Origin of the sequence: Tropicimonas sp. IMCC34011, from assembly GCF_003390865.1 — a bacterium.
In the GTDB taxonomy this organism is placed as follows: domain Bacteria; phylum Pseudomonadota; class Alphaproteobacteria; order Rhodobacterales; family Rhodobacteraceae; genus Tropicimonas_B.
The window spans coordinates 211,046-230,690 of sequence record NZ_QMEJ01000004.1 but is presented as its reverse complement, the minus strand read 5'-3'; the positions used below and the strand labels follow the sequence as shown (position 1 = coordinate 230,690).

Below are 19,645 nucleotides of genomic sequence, written 5' to 3'. Positions count from 1 at the left end.
CAGCGGGCGAAGCCGGCTGCCCTTACCAGATATGGTGGGGGCAAGGAGGGTAGGCTGTAAAGAGACATTCGGGGGACAAAAGCCCCCGGGCGGCAGGTTTCTGGGGATAAGTGCGTCTGCCGCAGGGGCATGATGACTGCGGCGCGCGGGCCTGCGTCCAGTGGCGGTGCTCCGCGGACGCGCGTCACCGGCGCTGCACGTCCTGCTCGGTGGCGTGTCGCTCGCGCGGATCGGCTTCGGAATCAGGCGTCCGAAGCGTGCTTCGCCTCAAGCGCCTCGATCCGGGCCTTGAGGGCCTCGTTCTCTTCGCGGGCCTTCTGCGCCATTGCGCGCACGGCATCGAATTCCTCGCGGGTGACGAGGTCCCGCTCGGCAAGGAACCGGTCGATCATGCCGCTGAAGGCGGTCTCGGCCTCCTCCCGCGCGCCCTGAGCCACGCCCATCGCATTGGTCATCAGCTGGGACATGTCGTCGAAGAACTTGGAGCGCGTCTGCATCGGGATCCCCTCGGCGTTGGAACAAGGGCGTTATATGGGGCTCGGAGGCGCGCCCACAAGGTTGACTTATGCCCGCCTCCACGGTTCAGAGCCGGCATGCGTGCCATGATCCCCTTTCCGGCCATTGATCCGGAACTCGTCTCGGTCAGCCTCTTCGGGCTGGACCTTGCCCTGCGCTGGTATGCCCTTGCCTACATCGCCGGCATCCTCGCCGGCTGGAGGATCGGCATCCTGCTTCTGCGCCGGGAGCGGCTCTGGCCGCGAGACGTGCCGCCGATGCGCCCCGGGCAGGCGGACGATCTGCTCACCTGGCTGATCCTCGGCATCGTGCTCGGCGGGCGCCTCGGCTACGTGCTGTTCTACAACCTCGGCTTTTACCTGCAGAACCCGGCGCAGATCCTCGTTTTGTGGGAGGGCGGCATGTCCTTCCACGGGGGGATGCTGGGCGTTGTCCTTGCCTTCACGATCTTCTGCCGTCGCAATGGAATCCCGATCTTGCAGACCGCGGACATGCTCGCGGTCGCGACGTGGCCCGGCCTGTTCTTCGGACGGCTGGCCAACTTCATCAACGCGGAGCTCTACGGCCGCCCGACGGACGTGCCTTGGGCGATGAAGTTCCCGACGATGTGCCAGGTCCCCTCCGTGCAGAACTGCCCGGTCGCGGGGGAGTGGTTCTATACCGGTCAGGAGCTCGCGCGGCATCCCAGCCAGCTTTACCAGGCCGGACTCGAAGGATTGGCACTGGGGGCGGTGCTGCTGCTGCTCGCCTTCGGAACGCGCGCGCTCAAGCGCCCCGGAATCCTCGTGGGCACGTTCCTGACGGGCTATGCGCTGGCGCGGATCGTGGTGGAGTACGTGCGCCAGCCGGACGCGCAGTTCGTCTCGCCCGGCAATCCCATCGGCTTCGTGATCGGCGAAGGGGCCATCGGCCTGACCATGGGGCAACTCCTGTCGCTTCCCATGCTGGCGCTCGGGATCGCCCTCATCGTCTGGGCGCGGAGGGGGCGCACCGTCCCGGCATGACCGAACTGGCGCGACTTCTCGAAGAGCGGATCCGGGCCGCGGGGCCCCTCACGCTTGCCGACTACATGACGGAATGCCTGCTTCATCCCGAACATGGCTACTATACCGGGGGCCGCGTTTTCGGCGCGTCGGGTGATTTCATCACCGCGCCCGAGGTCAGCCAGATGTTCGGCGAGCTGGTGGGCCTCGCCCTCGCGCAAGGATGGATGGACCGGGGTCAGCCGGAGCGGTTCGTCCTCGCGGAGCTCGGACCGGGGAGGGGCACGTTGATGGCCGACGCCCTGCGGGCCGCGGAGCGGGTGCCGGGATTCGTGGCGGCCGCCGAAATCGTACTGGTCGAGGCGAGCCCCAGCTTGCGAAAGGTTCAGGCCGAGACGCTTGCGAACCGGTTCCCGCGCTGGCTGGACAGCGTCGAGCAACTCCCGGAGGCACCGCTCTTCCTTATCGCGAACGAGTTCTTCGACGCGCTACCGATTCGCCAGTTCCAGAGAGATGGCGAGACCTGGCGGGAGCGGGTGATCGGGCTCGGGCCGGAGGGCGGTCTTGCGATGGGGCTCGCCGATGCCGCACCGCCCGGCGGCGCGCCGCGGACGTCCGAAGGGGGAGACGTGGTGGAGATCTGCCCGTCGCTTCCGACCGTGGCCGGCACGATTGCCGCAAGGATCAAGGATCACGGCGGTCTTGCGCTCATGATCGACTATGGCGCCGAGGGCGGCCGCGGCGACACGTTTCAGGCTGTCCAGAACCACGCCTATGCAGATCCCCTCGCCGCTCCGGGGCAGGCGGACCTCACCGCGCATGTCGACTTCGCGGCGCTCGCGCGGGCCGGCGAATGGGCCGGGCTCCGCGTCAGCGGCCCGCTCGAGCAGGGATTGTGGCTCGGATCGCTCGGGATCGTGCCGCGGGCGCAGGCCCTGGCGCGCGCGGTCTCGGAGCGGCCCGGCGGGATCGATGAGGTCCGCAGCGCGTTGGAACGCTTGACCGATCCGTCTCAGATGGGTTCGCTCTTCAAGGTCCTTGCGTTCGACCGGCCGGACGCGCCCCTGCCTGCGGGATTTGCCCCATGACGCTCGAAATACTGACCTCCGATGCGCTCTCGCCCCTGCGGCACGGGTTCTTCACCCGCCGCGGCGGCGCGTCCTCCGGCATCTTCGAGGGGCTGAATTGCGGTCCGGGCTCCAGCGACCAGCGGGAAGCGGTCGAGATCAATCTGGCCCGCGTTGCGGGTGCGATGGACGTGCCGCCGGATCGTCTTGCGGGAATGACGCAGGTACATTCCGCCGAAGTCGTCCGGGCGATTCCCGGGGAACGCCCCCGCGCCGACGGTCTCGTGACGAACGAGCCGGGCGTGGTGCTGAGCGTGCTGACGGCCGACTGCCAGCCCGTCCTCTTCGCGGACGAGGAGGCCGGCGTGATCGGCGCGGCCCATGCCGGGTGGCGCGGCGCGAAGGACGGTATCCTCGAGCGGGTGGTCGAGGAGATGGAGGGCCTTGGCGCCGAGCGGGGAAGGATCTGCGCGGTGATCGGCCCCTCGATCAGCCAGGCTGCCTACGAGGTCGGTCCGGACTTCGTCGAGAGTTTTGTGGACGAGGAGCCAGAGGCCGCCCGCTTCTTCGCCGGCGGCGAGGGGGATCGCGCGATGTTCGACCTGCCGGGTTATGGGCTCTGGCGGCTGAGGGCGGCGGGCGTGGGAGAGGCTGAATGGACCCGGCACTGCACCTATGCCGATCCGGACCGGTTCTTTTCCTACCGCCGGACGACCCATCTGGGCGAGGCCGATTACGGGCGCATGATTTCCTGCATCCGGCTTTGACGCGAGACGGTCTCCAAGACTCCCGCAAAGCGGCGCCTATGCGCCCCATGCCCGCCCCATTCGAACGCTTATCGTGCAGTCGAGCACAGGTGCGAGCCCGTTGGGAGAAGCTGGTATGGCAAACAAGACGAGACGCTGGATGACGTCCGCAATCGAGGCCGCGAAAGCGGCGGAAGACGTTCGCATGCCCTGGGCGAATGGCGCGCCCCGCGCCGCCCTGATCGCGCGCCGGAGCGAACGTGAGGAGGAGGCGCCCCGGCTGAAACGCCGAACCGCCTGACATCCTGCCCAGGTCGGGGTCTCCCGATCAGCGACAGCTACGGTACAGTCTCAAACGTCCGGCGACGTCAGCGTCAGGGGGGCGGGTTCCGCGGCCACGAGATCGTCGGCGGTGAGCGGACCGGAGGGCCGGGCGAGGCGATACCGGGTGACCCAGAACAGGCGTTCCTCGGCCCGCGTGATCGCGACATAGGCGAGGCGCTTCCAGAGCGGCTGCCCTGCCTCGCTCCGCCCCATCCGTGCGGCGGCATAGAGGTCCGGCGAGAAGACCTGCACGTCCCGCCACTGCGAGCCCTGCGCCTTGTGGATCGTCACCGCCGCCCCGTGCAGGAACGCTGCCCCCATGGTCGCGGCATGGGGAATCACGGGCTCCCCCTCCTCCGGCAGCTCGATCTTGATGATCGAGGCGACGGAGATGTGCGGATCCTCCGCACCGACGATGTGAAGGCGCGCGAAACCGGGCTTCTTGCCCGGGCCGCGATAGATCGCCTGTGCGCCCTTGATGAGGCCGCGGGCTTCGAGATCGAGGCGTCTGTTGCGCTGCTTCAGGGGCAATTCGATCCCGTCGCAGATCAGGGGCTCGCCGGGAAGAAGGTCGTCCTCCGGCGCCCCGAACGCACCGCGAAAGGCATGAATCAGCCTGATGCGCGTGGCATTGCGCCAAACGAGGACCGGGGAGCGCGCCATGAGTTCGGCATCGACACGGCCCGCGACGACGACGCGCTCGTCCTGCCGGGCCTTCTCCTCTATCATGCGCTCGAAGCCGTCGAAGGTGAGCTCGGGATCGGCGAGGGCATGGGCGAGATCGAGGATCGGGTTGTCCTCGGCCTGCCGGTGGATGCGGGTCAGATCGAAGCGCTGCGTTTCGGGGAGCGTCTCGAAGACCATCTTGCCGCCGCCGTTGACGGGCGGGAGCTGGGCCGGATCTCCGAACAGCATCAATGTCGGAAAGATCTCCTTCAGATCCTCGAACTGACGCTCGTCCAGCATGGAGCTTTCGTCCACCAGTCCGATATCCAGTGGATCGTCCCGCCGCTTCCAGCCCGTGATGAAGTCCGAGCCGCGCAGGCCGGCGACAGCCAGTGCGCCGGGCACCGACGGGTGGCGGGCATAGAACGCCGCGGCCCGGTCCAGTGCCTCGTCGGACAGCGCTTCGGTGTCCGGGCGGTCGCCTTCGCCGGCAAGCCAGTCCGCGATGGCCTCGTATTCGGGCGCGAAGACGGGGGTGTAGAGAATGCGGTGGATCGTGCAGGCCGGGACGCCGCGATGCCGCAGGACGCTGGCCGCCTTGTTCGTGGGGGAAAGGATCGCGAAGGTCCGCTTCTCCTTCTTCTTCTTGCCCTCCCAGTCGCCGGTGACGATCTGGGCGCCGGCTGCCTCGAGGGCCTGCGCGACATGCGCCAAGAGCACCGTCTTGCCGCTGCCGGCCTTGCCGGTAATGGCCAGAACGCGCGCGCCGCCCTTGCCGGGCGGGCGTGTCGTTCCGGCCTCCAGATCGACGCCGGCATGACGCAAGGCGTCCCCGATGGCGGCGAGCGCGCGGGTCTGGTCGTCGGAGAATGTGAGCGTGGAGGGATCCATGCCGCGTTCCTAGACCGCCCCGCGCAAGGTGGCCAGACGCGGCCGTGCGCGGGGTCCCGTCCGGTTCAGACCACGATCAGGCCGTAACTTCTGGCGCGGGCGACGGTATGCGTGGTGTTGAGCGCCCCGAGCTTATGCCGGGCGCCTTCCGCGCGGACCCGTATCGCGCGCTCGGAAACGCCTAGCTCTTCGGCTGCCTGCGCCATGTCCATGCCGCGCGCAAGACAGACGATGGCGTCCCGTTCTTCGGCCGAGAGGGGCGGCGCGGGGATCGCGATCTTCTCCAACTCCAGCGCCTTGAGATTGAATTCATGGGCGAGGATCAGAAGATCGTGCGTATTCTCTTCACAGAAGGCGTTCCAGACGACGTCATCGCAGTTGTGGGAGATCGTGAGCACGGCGAGCTGCCCGGAGGGGCCGCGGACCGGAATGCTCAGACCCTGATTGCCGACGCCGTGCTCGATCGCGTCCGCGCGGAACTGCTTGGCCGATTTGCTCGACCAGTCCAGATCCCGCCAGTTCGTGGGGTCCGCGCGTTGCATGCTGCCGAGGATCACGGGATCGACCCGAAGGTATCCCTGCTCGAGATAGTGGTCGACCCATTCCGCTGGATAGGTGCCAGCGCCGAACCGCTCGCCGGCGCTGTTCACCCAATGGTAAACGAAGTGATCGACCGCGTAATGCCGGCTGACTGCCTCCGTTGCCTTTTGCAGATCCTCCACCGTCTCGGCGGACCGGATCATCTCGCAGAGGCCCTCGATACTGCGCCCCATCGTCATCGATAAATCTCCAAACGCGTGCCATGCCATGGCGTTTTCCGTCGGCCTGGTCCGAAATACATTCCGCCCCTGATAGGCAGGGCGCCGGTCAAAACTGTGGCAGCCGGTACTGGTATCGACTGGCCAAACCGGAGGCCCGGGTCTCCGGCTGATCTATCTTTCCTGCTATCGGAAGGTTCGACAATCCAGCGGTGCGCGGGCTGATGGCAGTGTTGCGCGTTCGCCTCGCGAGATGGGCGCGACGTCTCCCGGAGGGTGAGCGGGAGAGGCGCGATGCAACTTTCTGGTATGTAAGCAGAAAATTGTCTGTCATCCCGGGCGCTACCCGGCGGCGCCAGCTTGGGCATGGCGGTCGCAGGTGCCCCGCCGCGAATGGACGGAAGCTGTGGACAGAATGGACCGCCGAACGCCCTCGGGGCAGGCGCACCACGAACCAGAACTGCCCGAGCCGAGCTCTTTCACCGGGTGACGACTGCGACGCCCATCGATAGTTTCGTGAAGGCATACCCCCACGTCAAAAGATCGCTGCCCGAAAGGCGATGTGGAGTGCCGGGTATGGCCCTGCCGTTATTTCGCCGCAATCTGCCGGATACAATTATGGGTGCCATAAATTAAATGGATGGCGCCATGCAATTGTGTTGATGTAACTTAAGTGAAGAATTCCACCGTAACGGGAGTGGTTCGGAGCGGCTTGCGCCTTCAAAATTTTTAGTTCATTGAAGATCGCCAATGGCGCAATATGTGGCATAAGATCTTTTTCACGCGAACAGGGTTATATCAAAATGGCAGTCAATATCGAAGGCAGGTCCCGCAAGGAGCTCGAGGAGATGCGAGCGCAGATCGACGCGGAGATGGAAAAGGCGCTGGAGCGGGATCGTCGCGAGGCGCTGGATGCCGTTGAGAAAACCGCCCAGAAATACGGCTGGACGCTGGACGAACTCATCGGCGGCCGGAAGAAGGGCAAGGCGGCGACTGCAAAGAAGTCCCGCCCCAAATACGCGCACCCCGAAAATCCCTCCATGACCTGGACGGGTCGTGGCCGTCGCCCCCAGTGGATCAAGGATCACGAGGACAATGGCGGAGATCTGAACGATCTCGCCATTTGAGGCAAGTTCGGGTCGCCTTGCAGGCCGGGAGGTAACGACGTGACGGTTCATATCGGGGCGAAGCCCGGAGACATCGCGGAAACGGTCCTGATGCCGGGCGACCCCTTGCGGGCCAAATGGGCAGCGGAGACCTTCCTCGACGGTGCCGTTTGCGTCAACGAGGTCCGCGGGATGCTCGGTTTCACCGGGGAATGGAAAGGCAATCGCGTCACGATCCAAGGGTCGGGGATGGGAATGCCGAGCCTGTCGATCTATGTCAACGAACTGATCTCGGAATACGGCGCCAAGACGCTGATACGAATAGGTTCGGCCGGCGCGATGCAGGACGACATCAAGCTGAGGGACGTGGTGCTGGCAATGACCGCCACCACGCTCTCGACTCCCTCCCGCGGGATTTTCCGGGAAATGCAGTTCGCGCCGTGCGCGGACTGGTCCCTTCTCAAGGCGGCCGAAGCTGCGGCCACGGCAAGGGGCACGACGACGCATGTCGGCGGCATCTATTCCTCGGACGTTTTCTATGACGAGCGTCCCGACCTGAACGAACAGATGACCCGGCACGGCATTCTCGCCGTCGAAATGGAGGCGGCGGAGCTCTACATTCTCGCCGCCCGCCATCGCTGCCGGGCCCTGGCGGTCCTGACGATTTCCGATCACCTCCTTCGCGAGGAAGCGCTGCCATCTTCAGAGCGGCAGTCGAGCTTCGGCGATATGGTGGAAATCGCTCTCGAGGCGGCCTTCGCCTGAGACTTGCCCGGCCGATCCACGGGGGGTAGGCCGGGCAGCATGGCGAAACTCTACTTCCACTACTCGACCATGAACGCGGGCAAGTCGACGATCCTGTTGCAGGCGTCGTACAATTACCGCGAGCAGGGAATGGACACCTTTCTCCTCACGGCCGGCGTGGATACGCGGGCGGGTGCGGGTCGCATCGGCTCGCGCATCGGCATTTCGGACGCGGCCGAGGTCTTCTCGGAGGGAGACGATCTTTTCGCGCGCATCGGGGCGGAGATGGAAGCGCGGCCGCTCGCCTGCGTGTTCGTCGACGAGGCCCAGTTCCTCTCCTCGGATCAGGTCTGGCAACTCGCCCGTGCCGTCGACGATCTGAACGTCCCCGTCATGTGCTACGGTTTGCGCACGGACTTCCTCGGCCAACTTTTCCCCGGCTCCGCAACGCTCCTGGCGCTCGCGGATGAGATGCGGGAAATCCGCACGATCTGTCATTGTGGACGCAAGGCGACGATGGTCGTGCGGCGGGATGAGGACGGGCAGGTCGCCCGGAGCGGCGCACAGGTCCAGATCGGCGGGAACGAAACCTACCTTCCCCTCTGCCGCCGACATTTCCGGGAGGCGGTCGGCGACCGGCCTACTGGGCCAGAAGCCTGAGCCCCTGCGTCACGTCGGTGCGAACCGCGAGTTTCAGCGACGGTTCGTCCCCGGCGCGGAGGGCGGCAAGGATCAACTTGTGATGATAGGGCGGCTCGGTCCGTCGCAGCCGCCCGTAGAGGGCGCGCATGGTCGGGCCGAGTTGAAGCCAGACCGTCTCGGCCATCGCCAGCATCGCGGGCGCCTGCGCGCGAAGGTAGAGCGTGCGGTGAAATTCGAGGTTCGAGCGGATGTACCCGCAGCCGTCCGCGGCGGCGACATGACCGGCGACCGTCGCGTTGATCGCCTGAAGCCGGTCGATGAGGGCGAAATGCGCGCGGGGGAGGGCGCGGGCGGCGAGCTCCGGTTCCAGAAGTGCGCGCAGGGCCGCCAGCTCCTCGATTCGTTCAGGCGAGAGCTCGGGAGCGGAGACGCGGCCCGAGGCGGAGAGGGTCAGCGCGCCTTCGGCCACCAGTCGACGTACCGCCTCCCGCGCGGGCGTCATCGATACCCCGTACTCCTTGCCGATCCCGCGCAGCGTCAGCGCGGCGCCGGGCGCGATCTCCCCGTGCATGATCCGGGTGCGCAGCGCGCGGAAGACCCGCTCATGCGCCGACAGTGTGGCGGCGGAACCTGGAAGCACGGTCTCTGGGCGGGGCTGAAGCAGCATGGCGCGCTACAATCGCGCCGCGCGCGAGGCGGGTCAATCGCTCGTCGGCGCCTCAGCATCGAATCGCCACCCGTGGAGAGCTTGCCCCTCTGTCTTCAGCCACGCGCGCGGAGCCTCGAAGCCGGGCATCAGATCGTGGACGAGCGCCCAGTAGCGATCCGAGTGGTTCATCTCCTGCAGATGGCAGACCTCGTGTGCGGCCACGTAGTCGAGCACCACGGGCGGCGCCATGATCAGGCGCCACGAATAGGAGAGGGTCCCGCTGGAGGAACAGGAGCCCCACCGCGACCGCGTATCCCTGAGGGCGATGCGGGAATAGGAGCGGCCGAGCGCTGCGGCATACCTGTCGGACGCCGCCGCCAGCCGCTCCCGCGCCAGCGTCCTGAGGACGGCCCGAGCCGCGGGGCCGGGCGCGGATCCCTTGCGCACATAAAGGTGCTCCTCCGTGACCCCTGCGCGCGAGCCTTCGGCGATCTGAACCGTCCGCCCTTCGACCGGGATCGTCGCGCCCAGAATGACGTCCTGCTGCGGGGCGGCCCTGGTCAGAGCGTCCCGGATCCAGGGGAGGCGACCGCGCGCGAAGTCGAGCGCCTCCCGCTCCGCCATCCGCGCCGGCAGCGTCAGCGTGACCCGGCCGTCGAGCGCGGAGACCCGCAGCGTCACCCTCCGCGCGCGGGCGGATCTGCGCATCAGGAGGGACACGGATCCCATGCCGTCCGACACCGATCGCTCGCGACTCGCGTCACCGCCATTTGACAGTGCTGCGCCCCTGTGGCATCGGGCGTCTTTCTGCTTCCTGCGAAACATGAGGATCCCTTCGATGCCCAAGGAAGAATGGGGAACCAAGCGGCTGTGCCCGACGACGGGCAAGCGATTCTACGACCTCGGCCGTACCCCGGTTATCAGCCCCTATACCGGCGAGGCCGTCAACCTCGACACCGGCAAGGCGAAGGCGATCGCCAAGGAGTCGAAGGCGCCGGCCAAGAAGGACGACGACCTGATCGAGGACGAAACGCCCATCGACAACGATGACGACGACACCGATGTCGATCTCGGCGACGACGTTCTTGAGGACGACGACGAGGATTCGGTGTCACTCGATGACATCGCGGACCGGTCGACCGACGACGACGACAATTAACCCAAGGGCGTCCTGTGGCGGCTGCATTTCGGGGTTGAACTCGTCTGCACCGCCGCATAGACAGCGCCGCACGGGGCCTTAGCTCAGTTGGGAGAGCGCTTGCATGGCATGCAAGAGGTCAGGGGTTCGACCCCCCTAGGCTCCACCATTCCCTCTTTGAAAAGCACCAGATAGTTCTGCCTTTCTCGTCAGAGGATTTGCCTCTGCCCCGCAGACGGGTGCTGTTTTCCCTGTGAAAATCCATGCTGCTTTGATCCGCGCCTTTCGGCGTGTCGATCGCTGCGCAGTCCCTCCCCTGTCAAACCCGAGGATGGCCCATGAGCGACCATTTCTTCGTCGTGACGGGCGGTCCCGGTGCGGGCAAGACCAGCCTGGTCACCGAGCTTGCCCGCCGTGGCTTTCACACAATTCCCGAATCCGGCCGCGCGATCATTCGCGAGGAGATGGCCAGCGGCGGAGATGCCCTCCCCTGGGCGGACCGCATGGCCTATGCCGAACGGATGCTGGAGCGCGACCTCCGCGCCTACGAGGACGCAAAGGCCCTCCCAGGCCCCGTGATCTTCGACCGAGGCATTCCCGACATCATGGGCTACCTGACCCTCTGCGGCCTCCCCGTGCCGCCCCACGTCGCCGCAGCAGCCAAGGCAGCCCGCTACAACGCCCGCGTCTTCCTGGCGCCGTTCTGGGACGAGATCTTCACACAGGACACCGAACGCAGGCAGACCCGCGCCGGGGCCGAAGCGACCTGCGCCGTCCTGCGCGAGACCTACATCGCACTAGGATACGAAATCACGGAGCTGCCGCGCGCCGACATTGCAACACGCGCCGACTTTGTCTCTGCGCAACTATCGCTCTGACCGTAATCTCCAGCTGGAGAGAGAACCTGCTGAGGCGGACAAACCGCGTAGCTCGCCCTAGTCGCCTACTATCTGAAGCTGACGGCCGGAACCCACCTTCGAGCCATAAGTGGCGGATGGCCGGTGCGAGCCCAGAGCCGTCATTCGGGACACGAGCAGCGGCCTATCCCAAGTACCATGCAGAAACGGCTGGCCCAGAGGTCGAACATTTTTTCCATACTGGCGGGGAAGCTAAACTTCACAGATCTGCCGCAGTCGTTCGACACCTGCAGTAACTCGCCCTAAACAGTTGAGCAAAGAAATAAATTCGGATTCCGCGCCATTTAATCAATGTAGGAAATCTGCTCTTCGTTGAGCAAGCCTCGATCAATCAACTCCTGCCCGGCAGATTTCGGCTTTAGGCTCAGGACGCGTTCTCCTTCAAAGCCAGAAGATTACGGTCGCAGCGAGTGCGATTGCTGAGAGCGCGTTGAGCGCCTCGCAGCTATTTCCCCAGTCAAATCCGAGGAGGGTTGAGGAGTGCCCGTTCACGGATTTGCCGCGCGCAGATATTGCAAAGCGCGCCGACATTTTGGGTGCGGCGCGCCTTGAAGTTCCATGACAAGCCGCGCCTTGATGATCGGCGCAGCTTGCCCGGGGATGTTTCCGTCAGTTGCCCTCGAGTTCGGCGATGCGAGTGCGCATGGCCTCCAGCGCGGCCTGGGCATCGACGCCTCGCTCGGTGGCGCGGTCCAGCCAGTCTTGCTCGACGAAGGCTAGAGTTTGCCTGATCTCGTCCAGCGCGGCGCCGGAGAGGGTCAGCTGTTCGACCCCGGCCGCGGAAAGACTGTCGCTGGCCTCGTCATCGTACTTGTCCCAGACGCCGGCCGCCAAGCGGACCAGAGCTTCGCCGCTGACGCTCTCGATGGCCTGCTGATCCTCTTCTGACAGGTCGTCGAAGGCATCCTGGTTCATGATCATGAATTGGCTGGAATGGGCAAAGCCGCCGGGCACCACGGTTTCCGCGTTCAGATACTTGTCCATGTTGAAGGCGACCACGCTTTCCTTCTGCTGGAACAGCCCGTCGATGACGCCGCGCGACAGCATCTCGTAGCTCTCCGAGACGCTGGCACTGACGGGCACCATGCCGAGGGCCTGGGCGATCTCCTGCACCACCTTGCCGGGGGTCCGGATCTTGAGCCCCTTGGCGGCGGTCGGACTGTCTAGGAAGGTCTCGTCGGCGAAGAATTGCGACGGACCGCTGGTCCAAAGGCCCAGGAGCTTCACGCCGGCATGTTCGTCGGCGTCTGCGAAATACTCCTGATAGGTTTCCCAGTAGGCGATCGAGTTGTTCGTCGCGTCGTTGGCCATGAAGGGCAGTTCGGCGATCTCGGTCAGAACGAAGCGTTGCGGGGTGTAGGAATGCACCGCAAAGGCCACGTCCGCGATGCCGCTGTCGACCAGGTCGAAATGCCCGCCCGGCGCGTCGAGCGCGGCCAGAAATTCGATGGTGACGCGGCCTTCGGTCGCTTCGGCCACCGAAGCCGCCCAGGGCTCCAGGATCTCGGTGGTGACGTAATGCGTGGGCGGAAGCCAGTTGGAGAAACGCAGCGTGGTGTCGGCCTGGGCGGGGCCTGCAATGGCTGCGCAAATGCCGGCGATGGCGATCAGCGAATGTTTCATGGGAACTCCTGTCGGGATCTGGTTTTCTGGTTGGTCACATCAGCCCCGGAAGCCAGAGCGAGATTTGCGGAAAGGCGATCAGCAGGGCCAGTCGGAAGATGTCGGCGACGATGAAGATGCTGACCCCGGTGAAGATCGCCCGCATGGGCACCCTGGGCAGAAGCGAGTTGATCAGGATGACATTCATCCCGATGGGCGGGGTGATCAGGCTGACCTCGACCATGCAGACGATCAGCACGCCGAACCAGATCGGGTCGATTCCCAGTGAGATGGCGACGGGGTAGAAGACCGGCACCGTCAGCAGCACCATCGAGGTGCTTTCCATCACGCAGCCGAGCACCAGGTAGATGGCCAGGATCGCGATCAGCACCGTCAGCGTCGCATAGCCGCCGCCCGAGATCAGCTCGGAGAGCGCGTGAGGCAGCCCGCTGACGTTGATGAAATTGCCGAACACCATGGCGCCGATGATGACGGTGAAGAGGACGGTGGTGGTGAAGGCCGTCTCGGTCAGAGCCTCGCGCAGGAGGGCAAGGCTCAGCTTGCCCTTGAAGAAGGCGATCAGCATGGCGCCTCCGGCCCCGATGCCCGCGGCCTCAGTCGCGGTGAAGATGCCGCCGTAAATGCCGCCGATCACGATCAGGAACAGAATCCCCACCGAAGAGACCGGCCTCAGGGCGGAGAGGCGCTCGCCCCAGCCGCTGCGCGGACCCCTGGGGCCGCTCTCGGGGCGGAAGGTGGCGGCAAGAAAGGCGGCAAGGGAATACAGTGTCAGCCCGAGCAGGCCGGGCAGGACGCCCGCCATGAAGAGCTGGCCGATGTCGGAGCCGGTCAGCAGGCCGTAGAAGACGAAGACGACGGAGGGCGGGATCAGCACGCCGAGGGTGCCACCTGCGGCGATGACGCCGGTGGCCAGCGACTCCGAGTAGCCCAGGGCCTTCATTTGCGGGTAGGCGATGCGGGTCATCGAGGCGGCGGTTGCAAGGCTGGACCCGGTCACTGCGGCGAACCCGCCACTTGCTCCGATCGTGGCCACGGCAAGCCCGCCCCGCCAGTGACCGACGAAGGCATATGCGGCGCGGTACAGTTCGCCCCCGATGCCGGTGCGACCGACGATGTCGCCCATCAGGATGAACAGCGGCAGCACCGACATCGAATAGAGTGTCGTGTTGGTCCAGGTGGTGCGGGCCAGCAGCTGCAGTGCAGGGTCGATGCCACCGGAGATGACGGCAAAGCCGATGCTGCCCACCACCATCATCCCGAAGCCCACGGGCAGGCCCGCGAACAGCAGCAGGAACAGGGCTGCGAGGCCGATCAGGGCGATGGTCATACCGACACCTCGGGCTGATCGGCCTCGTCGGGGAGGGCGAGCGGGCCGCGCCAGGCCACGGCCAGCGCGGCGAGGGCCGACAGGGCGGCCAGCGCTGCATCGACATAGACGAATGGCGCATAGGGTATGTTGCCGTAGATAGTGGCGTCCCCGTGCCGGGCGAAGCGCGCGCCCAGCTGCGCCAGTTTCCAGGCCAGCACGATCAGCACCAGCGCTGTCGCCACGCCGATCACGGCGCGCTGCACCCTCCGGGCCCTTTGGCTGAGGCGCCCGGCCAGGAAGTCGATCTTCACATGGGCATCGCGCAGCGTGACCAGCGGCAGCCCGAGGAAGATCAGCACGGTCATCTGCAGCTGTGTCGCCTCGTAGGCGCCCGCAAGCGGCGCATTGAACAGGTAACGGCCAATGACGTCCACACAGGTGATGCCGACCATGATCAGCAGCGCCACGCAGACGGCAAGCGATTGAACCTGCAGGGCGCGTCGCGTCAGGGGTGCGGGTTTCCGTGCGTCGGTTTCCATCGGCTGATCGCTCCTCGGCGCGGGGCGCCTCATGGTCGTCTGTCGGGTTTGCCGTCCGTCTCGGGGCGTGGGGCGCACTTGCCAGATCATTCAAGCTTGAAGCGGTTCACACGCTTTCCGCAAAGCTAAGCTTGCAGAATTTTTCCTGTCAATCTTTTTCAGATCTAAAAAGAACCGAAAATGGGTCATATAAGCTGTCGATAATGCCCGTATGAGGCGAGACTCAGTCAAATTGTCGGCGTGTGATGAAGGCCTCCCCCTCATCTTGGGCGTGGTCTGGGCTCGTCCGGTGCGCGCGGCGCTCATTTTCTCTGCAATGGTCCAAGGCCCTATATAGATGAGTTTTGAGGGCCGGTTTCGGCTCAAGAACGTCCATCGTACAGCCGAGGTATTTCAGGTTTCTAGCTTTTATCTTGACAGGTTCCGGCGGGGCGTGGTGGTGTTTGGATCATGAAAAAGCCAAATATGGTCGGATAGAAAGTATGACACAGCCACTGGATGGGCATCGCGCCTTGGTGACAGGCGCAGCGCAGGGTTTGGGCGAGGGCATCGCGCGATCCCTTTGGCAGGCCGGCGCTTCAGTCGTGATGTGCGATATCTCGGAGGCGGTCGCCGAGACCGCGAGCTCAATCTCCCCGACGGGTGAGCGAATCGACTCCCGCTGTTTCGATGTCGCGGACGAAGCTGCCTGGGAAGAGATCACGGCCGAGCTGACCGGCAGCGGCCCGATCCAGATCCTGGTGAACAACGCGGCGATGACCGTCTCGAAATCGGTCTGGGACATCCCCGTCGAGGAATGGGACCGCGTCATGGCGGTGAACCTGCGCGGCGTCTTCCTGGGGTGTCGTGCGGTCGGAAAAGCCATGCGCGAGGCCGGCTATGGCCGGATCATCAACCTCTCCTCGCTCGCCGGCCAGCGCGGCGGAGTGGTCGCCGGGGCGCATTACTCGGCCTCCAAGGCTGGCATCCTCGCGCTCAGCAAGTGCTTTGCGCAGGAACTGGCGCCGAACGGTATCACCGTGAACTGCATTGCCCCCGCCGCGATCGAGGGTCCCATGTCCCGCGCCATGCCGCAGGAAAAGGTGCAGGGCCTGGCGAAGACGATTCCGGTTCAGCGCCTCGGTCAGGACACCGAAGTCGGCAACGCCGCCGTTTACCTGGCCGATCCCCGCAATGGCTACGTCACGGGCACGACGATGGACGTCAACGGCGGCGTCCTGATGCGCTGACCGCGCGCCCCCAATCCAAAATATAACTTAAGACAGGAAGTCCTCATGGCCGTCGAATTCAAAGCCCCCGAAATCCCCGTTCCGCATCGCGTCATCTTCCTCGGCGCCTCGACCGCCGGATGGTTCGAAGCCTCGGCCGAGGATCGTCGCGAGAAGGTACTGCCGCGCATGAAGCGGCTGTTTGCCGATTGGTCGGACATGGGAGCCAAGGTGCTGGCGACGCTGGATGACGATCTGTTCATGGTCGGGGAGCCCAGCACGCCCGATTTCACCTGGTACCTGATCTTCGAGGTGCCCGATCAGCGAACCATCGCGGCCATGATCCAGTGCGTCCGGCAGGAGATCGACGGCGTTCGCCTCGATCGGTACATGCGACTCGAGGCGCGGACCGGACGGCCGTTCTTCCTGCTGGAATCCTGAGGCCATGACCGTGCAGGATGCAGCGGGGCAGGGGACTCCCGCGCTGTCGGTGGACGGCGCGGCGGTGGCCTTCGGCAGCCTGCGGGTTGTCGACGGGGCCAGTTTCGATGTCCCCCAGGGCCGGATCACCGGACTGATCGGACCGAACGGCGCGGGCAAGTCCACCCTGTTCAATGCGATCACGGGCAATCTGCCCCTGGCCGGTGGACGCATCCTGCATCACGGGCAGCCCATTCATGGGCAGAGCCCAAATCAGATCTTCGGGCGGGGAATCGCCCGGACCTTTCAGATCCCGCGCCCCTTCAGCCGCATGACGGTCTTCGAAAACGTGCTCGTTTCGGCCCCCGGCCAGCCGGGCGAACGGGTGTGGCGGGCCCTGCTGGGCGGAGCCGGGCTGCGGCGGGGCCACGCCGAGCTGACCGAACGGGTGCGCGATGTCATTGCCTTCTGCAATCTGGACGACGTCCGGGATCAGCCGGCGGGGGCGATTTCGGGCGGACAGCAAAAGCTGCTCGAGCTGGCGCGGGTGCTGATCGCCGATCCCGACCTCATCCTGCTCGATGAGCCGGCCGCCGGGGTGAACCCGCGGCTGCTGGACACGCTGGTCGAGAAGATCGTCACCCTCAACCAGCAGGGCAAGACCTTCCTGGTAATCGAGCACAACATGGACATGGTCATGTCGCTCTGCGATCCGATCGTGGTGCTCGCCCGGGGATCGGTGATCCTGTCGGGCTCGGCCGATCAGGTCGCCTCCGATCCGCAGGTGATCGAGGCCTACCTGGGCGGAGAGGCCGCATGACCCCGGTTCTGGAAATGCGGGGCGTCGTCGGGGGTTATGTTCCCGATCTTCCGATCCTGCATGGCGTGACGCTGCACGTGAACCGCGGCGAATTCGTCACGATCATCGGTCCGAACGGGGCCGGGAAATCCACCGCGATGAAGGCTGTCGCCGGGCTGGTCCGCATCTCGGACGGGCAGGTTCTGGTCGATGGGGAGGAGTTCACCAACCACCCGACCGAGGACATGGCCGATCTGGGCCTGGCCTTTGTGCCCCAGACGTCGAACATCTTCGGCACGCTGACCATCGCCGACAATCTGCGGCTTGGGGCCCGCTCCCTGACGAAGGCCGTTGCGGCTGAACGGATCGAGGCCGCGTATGCGCGCTTTCCGATCCTGCGCGAGCTGTCGCGCAGTCTGGCCGGCGGGCTTTCGGGCGGGCAGCGGCAGATGCTGGCGGTGGCCCGGGCGCTTCTCTCCGCTCCTCGTATCATCATGCTGGACGAACCGAGCGCGGGCCTTGCGCCCAACATCGTTCAGGAGGTCTTTGGCCTGCTGCGCGGCCTGGCCGACGAGGGCGTCGCGGTTCTCATGGTCGAGCAGAACGCGAAGAGCGCGATGCGTGTCTCCGACCGGACGTATGTGCTGGCCGAGGGCCGCAGCCGGATCGACGGCACCTCCGAGCAGATGCTGAACGATCCCGAGGTCAAGTCGATCTACCTCGGCGATGCTGGAAGGAAACGGACATGATCCAGGCGATCGCAGACGGGCTGAGCACCGGAGCAATCATCGCGCTTGGTGCGATGGGGGTGACCCTGGTCATGGGCATCCTGAGATTCACCAACTTCGCGCATGCCGAATACCTGACCTGGGGTGGCTATATGGCCCTGTTCGTGCTCTCGGCGACAGGGCTCGAGGCTGGAAGCCTGGGACCCTTCAGTCTTGGGCCGGGGCTGATCCTGGCGATGCTCGTGGCCATGGTGCTGACCGTGGCCCTTGCGCTGATCGCAGACCGGCTGGTGTTTCACCGCCTGCGCGGCAAGGTGAACCATATCACACTGGTCTTCGCCTCGTTCGGGGTGGCGCTGATCGTGCGCTACGTGATCCATCTGCTCTTCGGCGGTAGCGCGCAATATTACTCCAACGATCTGCGTTTCGCGTGGCGGATAGGGGATCTGGCCAGCGTGATGCCGGATCAGGTGCTGGTCTTCGTGGTGACGCTGGTTGTGGCCGGGGGGCTGTACACCTTCCTGCGCTACAGCGCTCTGGGTCTGGCCATGAGGGCGGCGGCCGAGAACCCGGCGCTGTCGGCGATCAACGGGGTGCGGTTTCGCACCATCCTTCTGGTCACCTGGACCATCGGCGGCGCGCTCGCCGCGATGTCGGGCGTCTTCTACGGAGTGACGGTCCAGCTCCGCCCGGACGTCGGCTTCCAGCTGCTGCTTCCGATCTTCGCGGCGGCCATCCTGGGCGGGATCGGCAATGTCGTCGGTGCCCTTGCCGGCGGGTTCATCGTCGCGCTGGTCGAGGCCGTCGCGCTGCTGTGGATCCCGTCGGGCTACAAGCTGGCCATCCCCTTCATCGTTCTGCTGCTTGTGCTCTGGCTGCGCCCGACCGGCCTGTTCCGCGGCACCTCCGGAGGCGCCAAATGACCGGTCTGCTTGCCTATTCCGTCTTCTTCCTGACCATCGCCGGGATCTACGCGATCATCGTCATGGGGCTGAATATCCAGTGGGGCTTCACCGGGCTGTTCAATGCCGGTGTGGTCGGTTTCTACGCCATCGGCGCCTATACCTGCGCTGTCCTGATCGGACCTGACCGGACGTTTCTCTTTGGCGGATTCGGGTTGCCCTTCGCCGGCGGCATGCTTGGCGCGGTGGTGGCCGCCGGGCTGGCCGGTCTGGTCGTTGCGCTGGTGACCCTGCGGCTGAGCGAGGAATATCTGGCCATCGCGACCTTCGGTATCGGCATCAGCGTGCAGCTGGTGGCGATCAATGCCGCGGGGCTGACCGGCGGGACCAACGGACTTTACGGCCTGCCGCGCCCGTTCTGGAACCTGACCGGCGACGTGGCCGTGTTCAACCTAGTGTACTTCGCCTTCGTCCTGGTGATCCTTGGCCTCATCTGGGCGGCATTGGCCCGGCTGATCCGGTCGCCCTGGGGGCGCCTGCTTCGGGCTATCCGCGAGGACGACGTGGCCGCCCGGTCGCTCGGCAAGAGCCCGGTCCGTGTCCGCATCCAGAGCTTCGTCATCGGCTCGGGGATCATGGGTTTGGCGGGCGCGCTCTACACCGGATATATCGGGTTCGTCAGCCCGATCGACTTCATCCCGATCCTGACATTCCAGATCTGGGCCATGCTGATCGTCGGCGGCTCCGGCAGCCTGCTTGGCGGGGTGGTGGGGTCGCTGGTGATCTGGCTGGTCTGGACCGGCAGCGGCACCCTTCTGAGCCGCGTGGCCCCGCCCGAACTCCAGGCCCAGGCGAGTGCCGTGCAGGTCATCCTGATCGGCCTGATCATTGTCCTGACGATCCTCTTCCGCCCCGCCGGCCTCATCGGCGAGCCCCGCGCCGTCACACCGGCACGGCGCGGCGGCTGATT

General features: G+C 65.5%; 23 protein-coding genes and 1 tRNA gene. 16 read left to right on the top strand and 8 right to left on the bottom strand.

What is annotated here, in order from left to right:
- Positions 1 to 242: 242 nt before the first annotated feature.
- Positions 243 to 497: an accessory factor UbiK family protein gene (locus DQG15_RS13125; protein ID WP_116085915.1), complete on the bottom strand. Its 255-nt coding sequence runs from the start codon at positions 495 to 497 to the stop codon at positions 243 to 245.
- A 96-nt stretch (positions 498 to 593) separates the two neighbouring features.
- On the opposite strand from DQG15_RS13125, the gene lgt reads away from it, so the two are divergent.
- The 4 genes from lgt to DQG15_RS18410 all read left to right on the top strand — a co-directional run bounded on the left by lgt (position 594) and on the right by DQG15_RS18410 (position 3,613).
- Entirely contained in the window at positions 594 to 1,520 is a 927-nt protein-coding gene (gene lgt, locus DQG15_RS13120) for a prolipoprotein diacylglyceryl transferase (RefSeq protein WP_116085914.1), read from the top strand.
- Positions 1,517 to 2,587, top strand: coding sequence for a class I SAM-dependent methyltransferase (locus DQG15_RS13115; protein ID WP_116085912.1), 1,071 nt, complete (start codon positions 1,517 to 1,519; stop codon positions 2,585 to 2,587). The genes lgt and DQG15_RS13115 overlap by 4 nt, the downstream gene beginning before the upstream one ends.
- On the top strand, positions 2,584 to 3,333 hold the full coding sequence (gene pgeF, locus DQG15_RS13110; protein ID WP_116085911.1) for a peptidoglycan editing factor PgeF: 750 nt from the start codon (positions 2,584 to 2,586) through the stop codon (positions 3,331 to 3,333). Before DQG15_RS13115 ends, pgeF begins: the two co-directional genes overlap by 4 nt.
- 139 nt (positions 3,334 to 3,472) lie before the next feature.
- Positions 3,473 to 3,613, top strand: a complete 141-nt coding sequence (locus DQG15_RS18410) for a hypothetical protein (protein ID WP_198665161.1) — start codon at positions 3,473 to 3,475, stop codon at positions 3,611 to 3,613.
- A 50-nt stretch (positions 3,614 to 3,663) separates the two neighbouring features.
- On the opposite strand, the gene DQG15_RS13105 is transcribed toward DQG15_RS18410, so the two are convergent.
- Both DQG15_RS13105 and DQG15_RS13100 read right to left on the bottom strand, forming a co-directional pair.
- Positions 3,664 to 5,193 (bottom strand): ATP-dependent RecD-like DNA helicase, encoded by a 1,530-nt coding sequence (locus tag DQG15_RS13105; RefSeq protein WP_116085909.1) that lies wholly within the window; start codon positions 5,191 to 5,193, stop codon positions 3,664 to 3,666.
- Positions 5,194 to 5,258: 65 nt separating this feature from the next.
- Complete coding sequence (locus DQG15_RS13100; protein WP_116085907.1) at positions 5,259 to 5,972, bottom strand: autoinducer binding domain-containing protein; 714 nt, start codon at positions 5,970 to 5,972, stop codon at positions 5,259 to 5,261.
- A gap of 782 nt (positions 5,973 to 6,754) precedes the next feature.
- On the opposite strand from DQG15_RS13100, the gene DQG15_RS13095 reads away from it, so the two are divergent.
- From DQG15_RS13095 to DQG15_RS13085, 3 genes are read left to right on the top strand one after another with little or no spacing between them, the layout of a single operon-like run.
- Positions 6,755 to 7,078, top strand: coding sequence for an H-NS family nucleoid-associated regulatory protein (locus DQG15_RS13095; protein ID WP_116085906.1), 324 nt, complete (start codon positions 6,755 to 6,757; stop codon positions 7,076 to 7,078).
- A 39-nt stretch (positions 7,079 to 7,117) separates the two neighbouring features.
- The gene (deoD, locus tag DQG15_RS13090; RefSeq protein WP_116085904.1) at positions 7,118 to 7,822 is read left to right on the top strand and encodes a purine-nucleoside phosphorylase; all 705 of its coding nucleotides are present in this window, start codon (positions 7,118 to 7,120) and stop codon (positions 7,820 to 7,822) included.
- 39 nt (positions 7,823 to 7,861) lie between these two features.
- Positions 7,862 to 8,461 carry a thymidine kinase gene (locus DQG15_RS13085; protein ID WP_116085902.1) on the top strand — a complete coding sequence of 200 codons (600 nt, stop codon included), beginning with the start codon at positions 7,862 to 7,864 and terminating at the stop codon, positions 8,459 to 8,461.
- Here DQG15_RS13085 and DQG15_RS13080 read toward each other — a convergent pair.
- A complete protein-coding gene (locus DQG15_RS13080) occupies positions 8,442 to 9,110 on the bottom strand; it encodes a GntR family transcriptional regulator (protein WP_116085901.1) in 669 nt (222 codons plus the stop codon). The genes DQG15_RS13085 and DQG15_RS13080 overlap by 20 nt on opposite strands.
- A gap of 33 nt (positions 9,111 to 9,143) precedes the next feature.
- The gene (locus DQG15_RS13075; protein WP_116085899.1) at positions 9,144 to 9,821 is read right to left on the bottom strand and encodes a M48 family metallopeptidase; all 678 of its coding nucleotides are present in this window, start codon (positions 9,819 to 9,821) and stop codon (positions 9,144 to 9,146) included.
- Positions 9,822 to 9,930: 109 nt separating this feature from the next.
- Here DQG15_RS13075 and DQG15_RS13070 point away from each other — a divergent pair, with 109 nt between their 5' ends.
- From DQG15_RS13070 to DQG15_RS13060, 3 genes are all read left to right on the top strand, one after another.
- Complete coding sequence (locus DQG15_RS13070; protein WP_116085898.1) at positions 9,931 to 10,251, top strand: TIGR02300 family protein; 321 nt, start codon at positions 9,931 to 9,933, stop codon at positions 10,249 to 10,251.
- Positions 10,252 to 10,323: 72 nt separating this feature from the next.
- Positions 10,324 to 10,399 (top strand) — tRNA-Ala (locus DQG15_RS13065).
- A gap of 169 nt (positions 10,400 to 10,568) precedes the next feature.
- Positions 10,569 to 11,108, top strand: coding sequence for an AAA family ATPase (locus DQG15_RS13060; protein WP_116085896.1), 540 nt, complete (start codon positions 10,569 to 10,571; stop codon positions 11,106 to 11,108).
- A 648-nt stretch (positions 11,109 to 11,756) separates the two neighbouring features.
- On the opposite strand, the gene DQG15_RS13055 is transcribed toward DQG15_RS13060, so the two are convergent.
- From DQG15_RS13055 to DQG15_RS13045, 3 genes are read right to left on the bottom strand one after another with little or no spacing between them, the layout of a single operon-like run.
- Complete coding sequence (locus DQG15_RS13055) at positions 11,757 to 12,770, bottom strand: TRAP transporter substrate-binding protein (RefSeq protein WP_116085894.1); 1,014 nt, start codon at positions 12,768 to 12,770, stop codon at positions 11,757 to 11,759.
- 34 nt (positions 12,771 to 12,804) lie between these two features.
- Positions 12,805 to 14,097, bottom strand: a complete 1,293-nt coding sequence (locus DQG15_RS13050) for a TRAP transporter large permease (protein WP_116085892.1) — start codon at positions 14,095 to 14,097, stop codon at positions 12,805 to 12,807.
- The gene (locus DQG15_RS13045) at positions 14,094 to 14,618 is read right to left on the bottom strand and encodes a TRAP transporter small permease (protein ID WP_157968990.1); all 525 of its coding nucleotides are present in this window, start codon (positions 14,616 to 14,618) and stop codon (positions 14,094 to 14,096) included. Before DQG15_RS13045 ends, DQG15_RS13050 begins: the two co-directional genes overlap by 4 nt.
- Positions 14,619 to 15,100: 482 nt before the next feature.
- On the opposite strand from DQG15_RS13045, the gene DQG15_RS13040 reads away from it, so the two are divergent.
- From DQG15_RS13040 to DQG15_RS13015, 6 genes are read left to right on the top strand one after another with little or no spacing between them, the layout of a single operon-like run.
- Positions 15,101 to 15,847, top strand: a complete 747-nt coding sequence (locus DQG15_RS13040; protein ID WP_116085889.1) for an SDR family NAD(P)-dependent oxidoreductase — start codon at positions 15,101 to 15,103, stop codon at positions 15,845 to 15,847.
- A 45-nt stretch (positions 15,848 to 15,892) separates the two neighbouring features.
- Positions 15,893 to 16,267 carry a hypothetical protein gene (locus DQG15_RS13035; protein ID WP_116085888.1) on the top strand — a complete coding sequence of 125 codons (375 nt, stop codon included), beginning with the start codon at positions 15,893 to 15,895 and terminating at the stop codon, positions 16,265 to 16,267.
- A gap of 4 nt (positions 16,268 to 16,271) precedes the next feature.
- The gene (locus DQG15_RS13030) at positions 16,272 to 17,066 is read left to right on the top strand and encodes an ABC transporter ATP-binding protein (protein ID WP_116085886.1); all 795 of its coding nucleotides are present in this window, start codon (positions 16,272 to 16,274) and stop codon (positions 17,064 to 17,066) included.
- Positions 17,063 to 17,794, top strand: a complete 732-nt coding sequence (locus DQG15_RS13025) for an ABC transporter ATP-binding protein (protein ID WP_116085885.1) — start codon at positions 17,063 to 17,065, stop codon at positions 17,792 to 17,794. The genes DQG15_RS13030 and DQG15_RS13025 overlap by 4 nt, the downstream gene beginning before the upstream one ends.
- Positions 17,791 to 18,696 carry a branched-chain amino acid ABC transporter permease gene (locus DQG15_RS13020; RefSeq protein WP_116085883.1) on the top strand — a complete coding sequence of 302 codons (906 nt, stop codon included), beginning with the start codon at positions 17,791 to 17,793 and terminating at the stop codon, positions 18,694 to 18,696. The genes DQG15_RS13025 and DQG15_RS13020 overlap by 4 nt, the downstream gene beginning before the upstream one ends.
- On the top strand, positions 18,693 to 19,643 hold the full coding sequence (locus DQG15_RS13015; protein WP_116085882.1) for a branched-chain amino acid ABC transporter permease: 951 nt from the start codon (positions 18,693 to 18,695) through the stop codon (positions 19,641 to 19,643). Before DQG15_RS13020 ends, DQG15_RS13015 begins: the two co-directional genes overlap by 4 nt.
- The last annotated feature ends 2 nt before the right edge of the window (positions 19,644 to 19,645 follow it).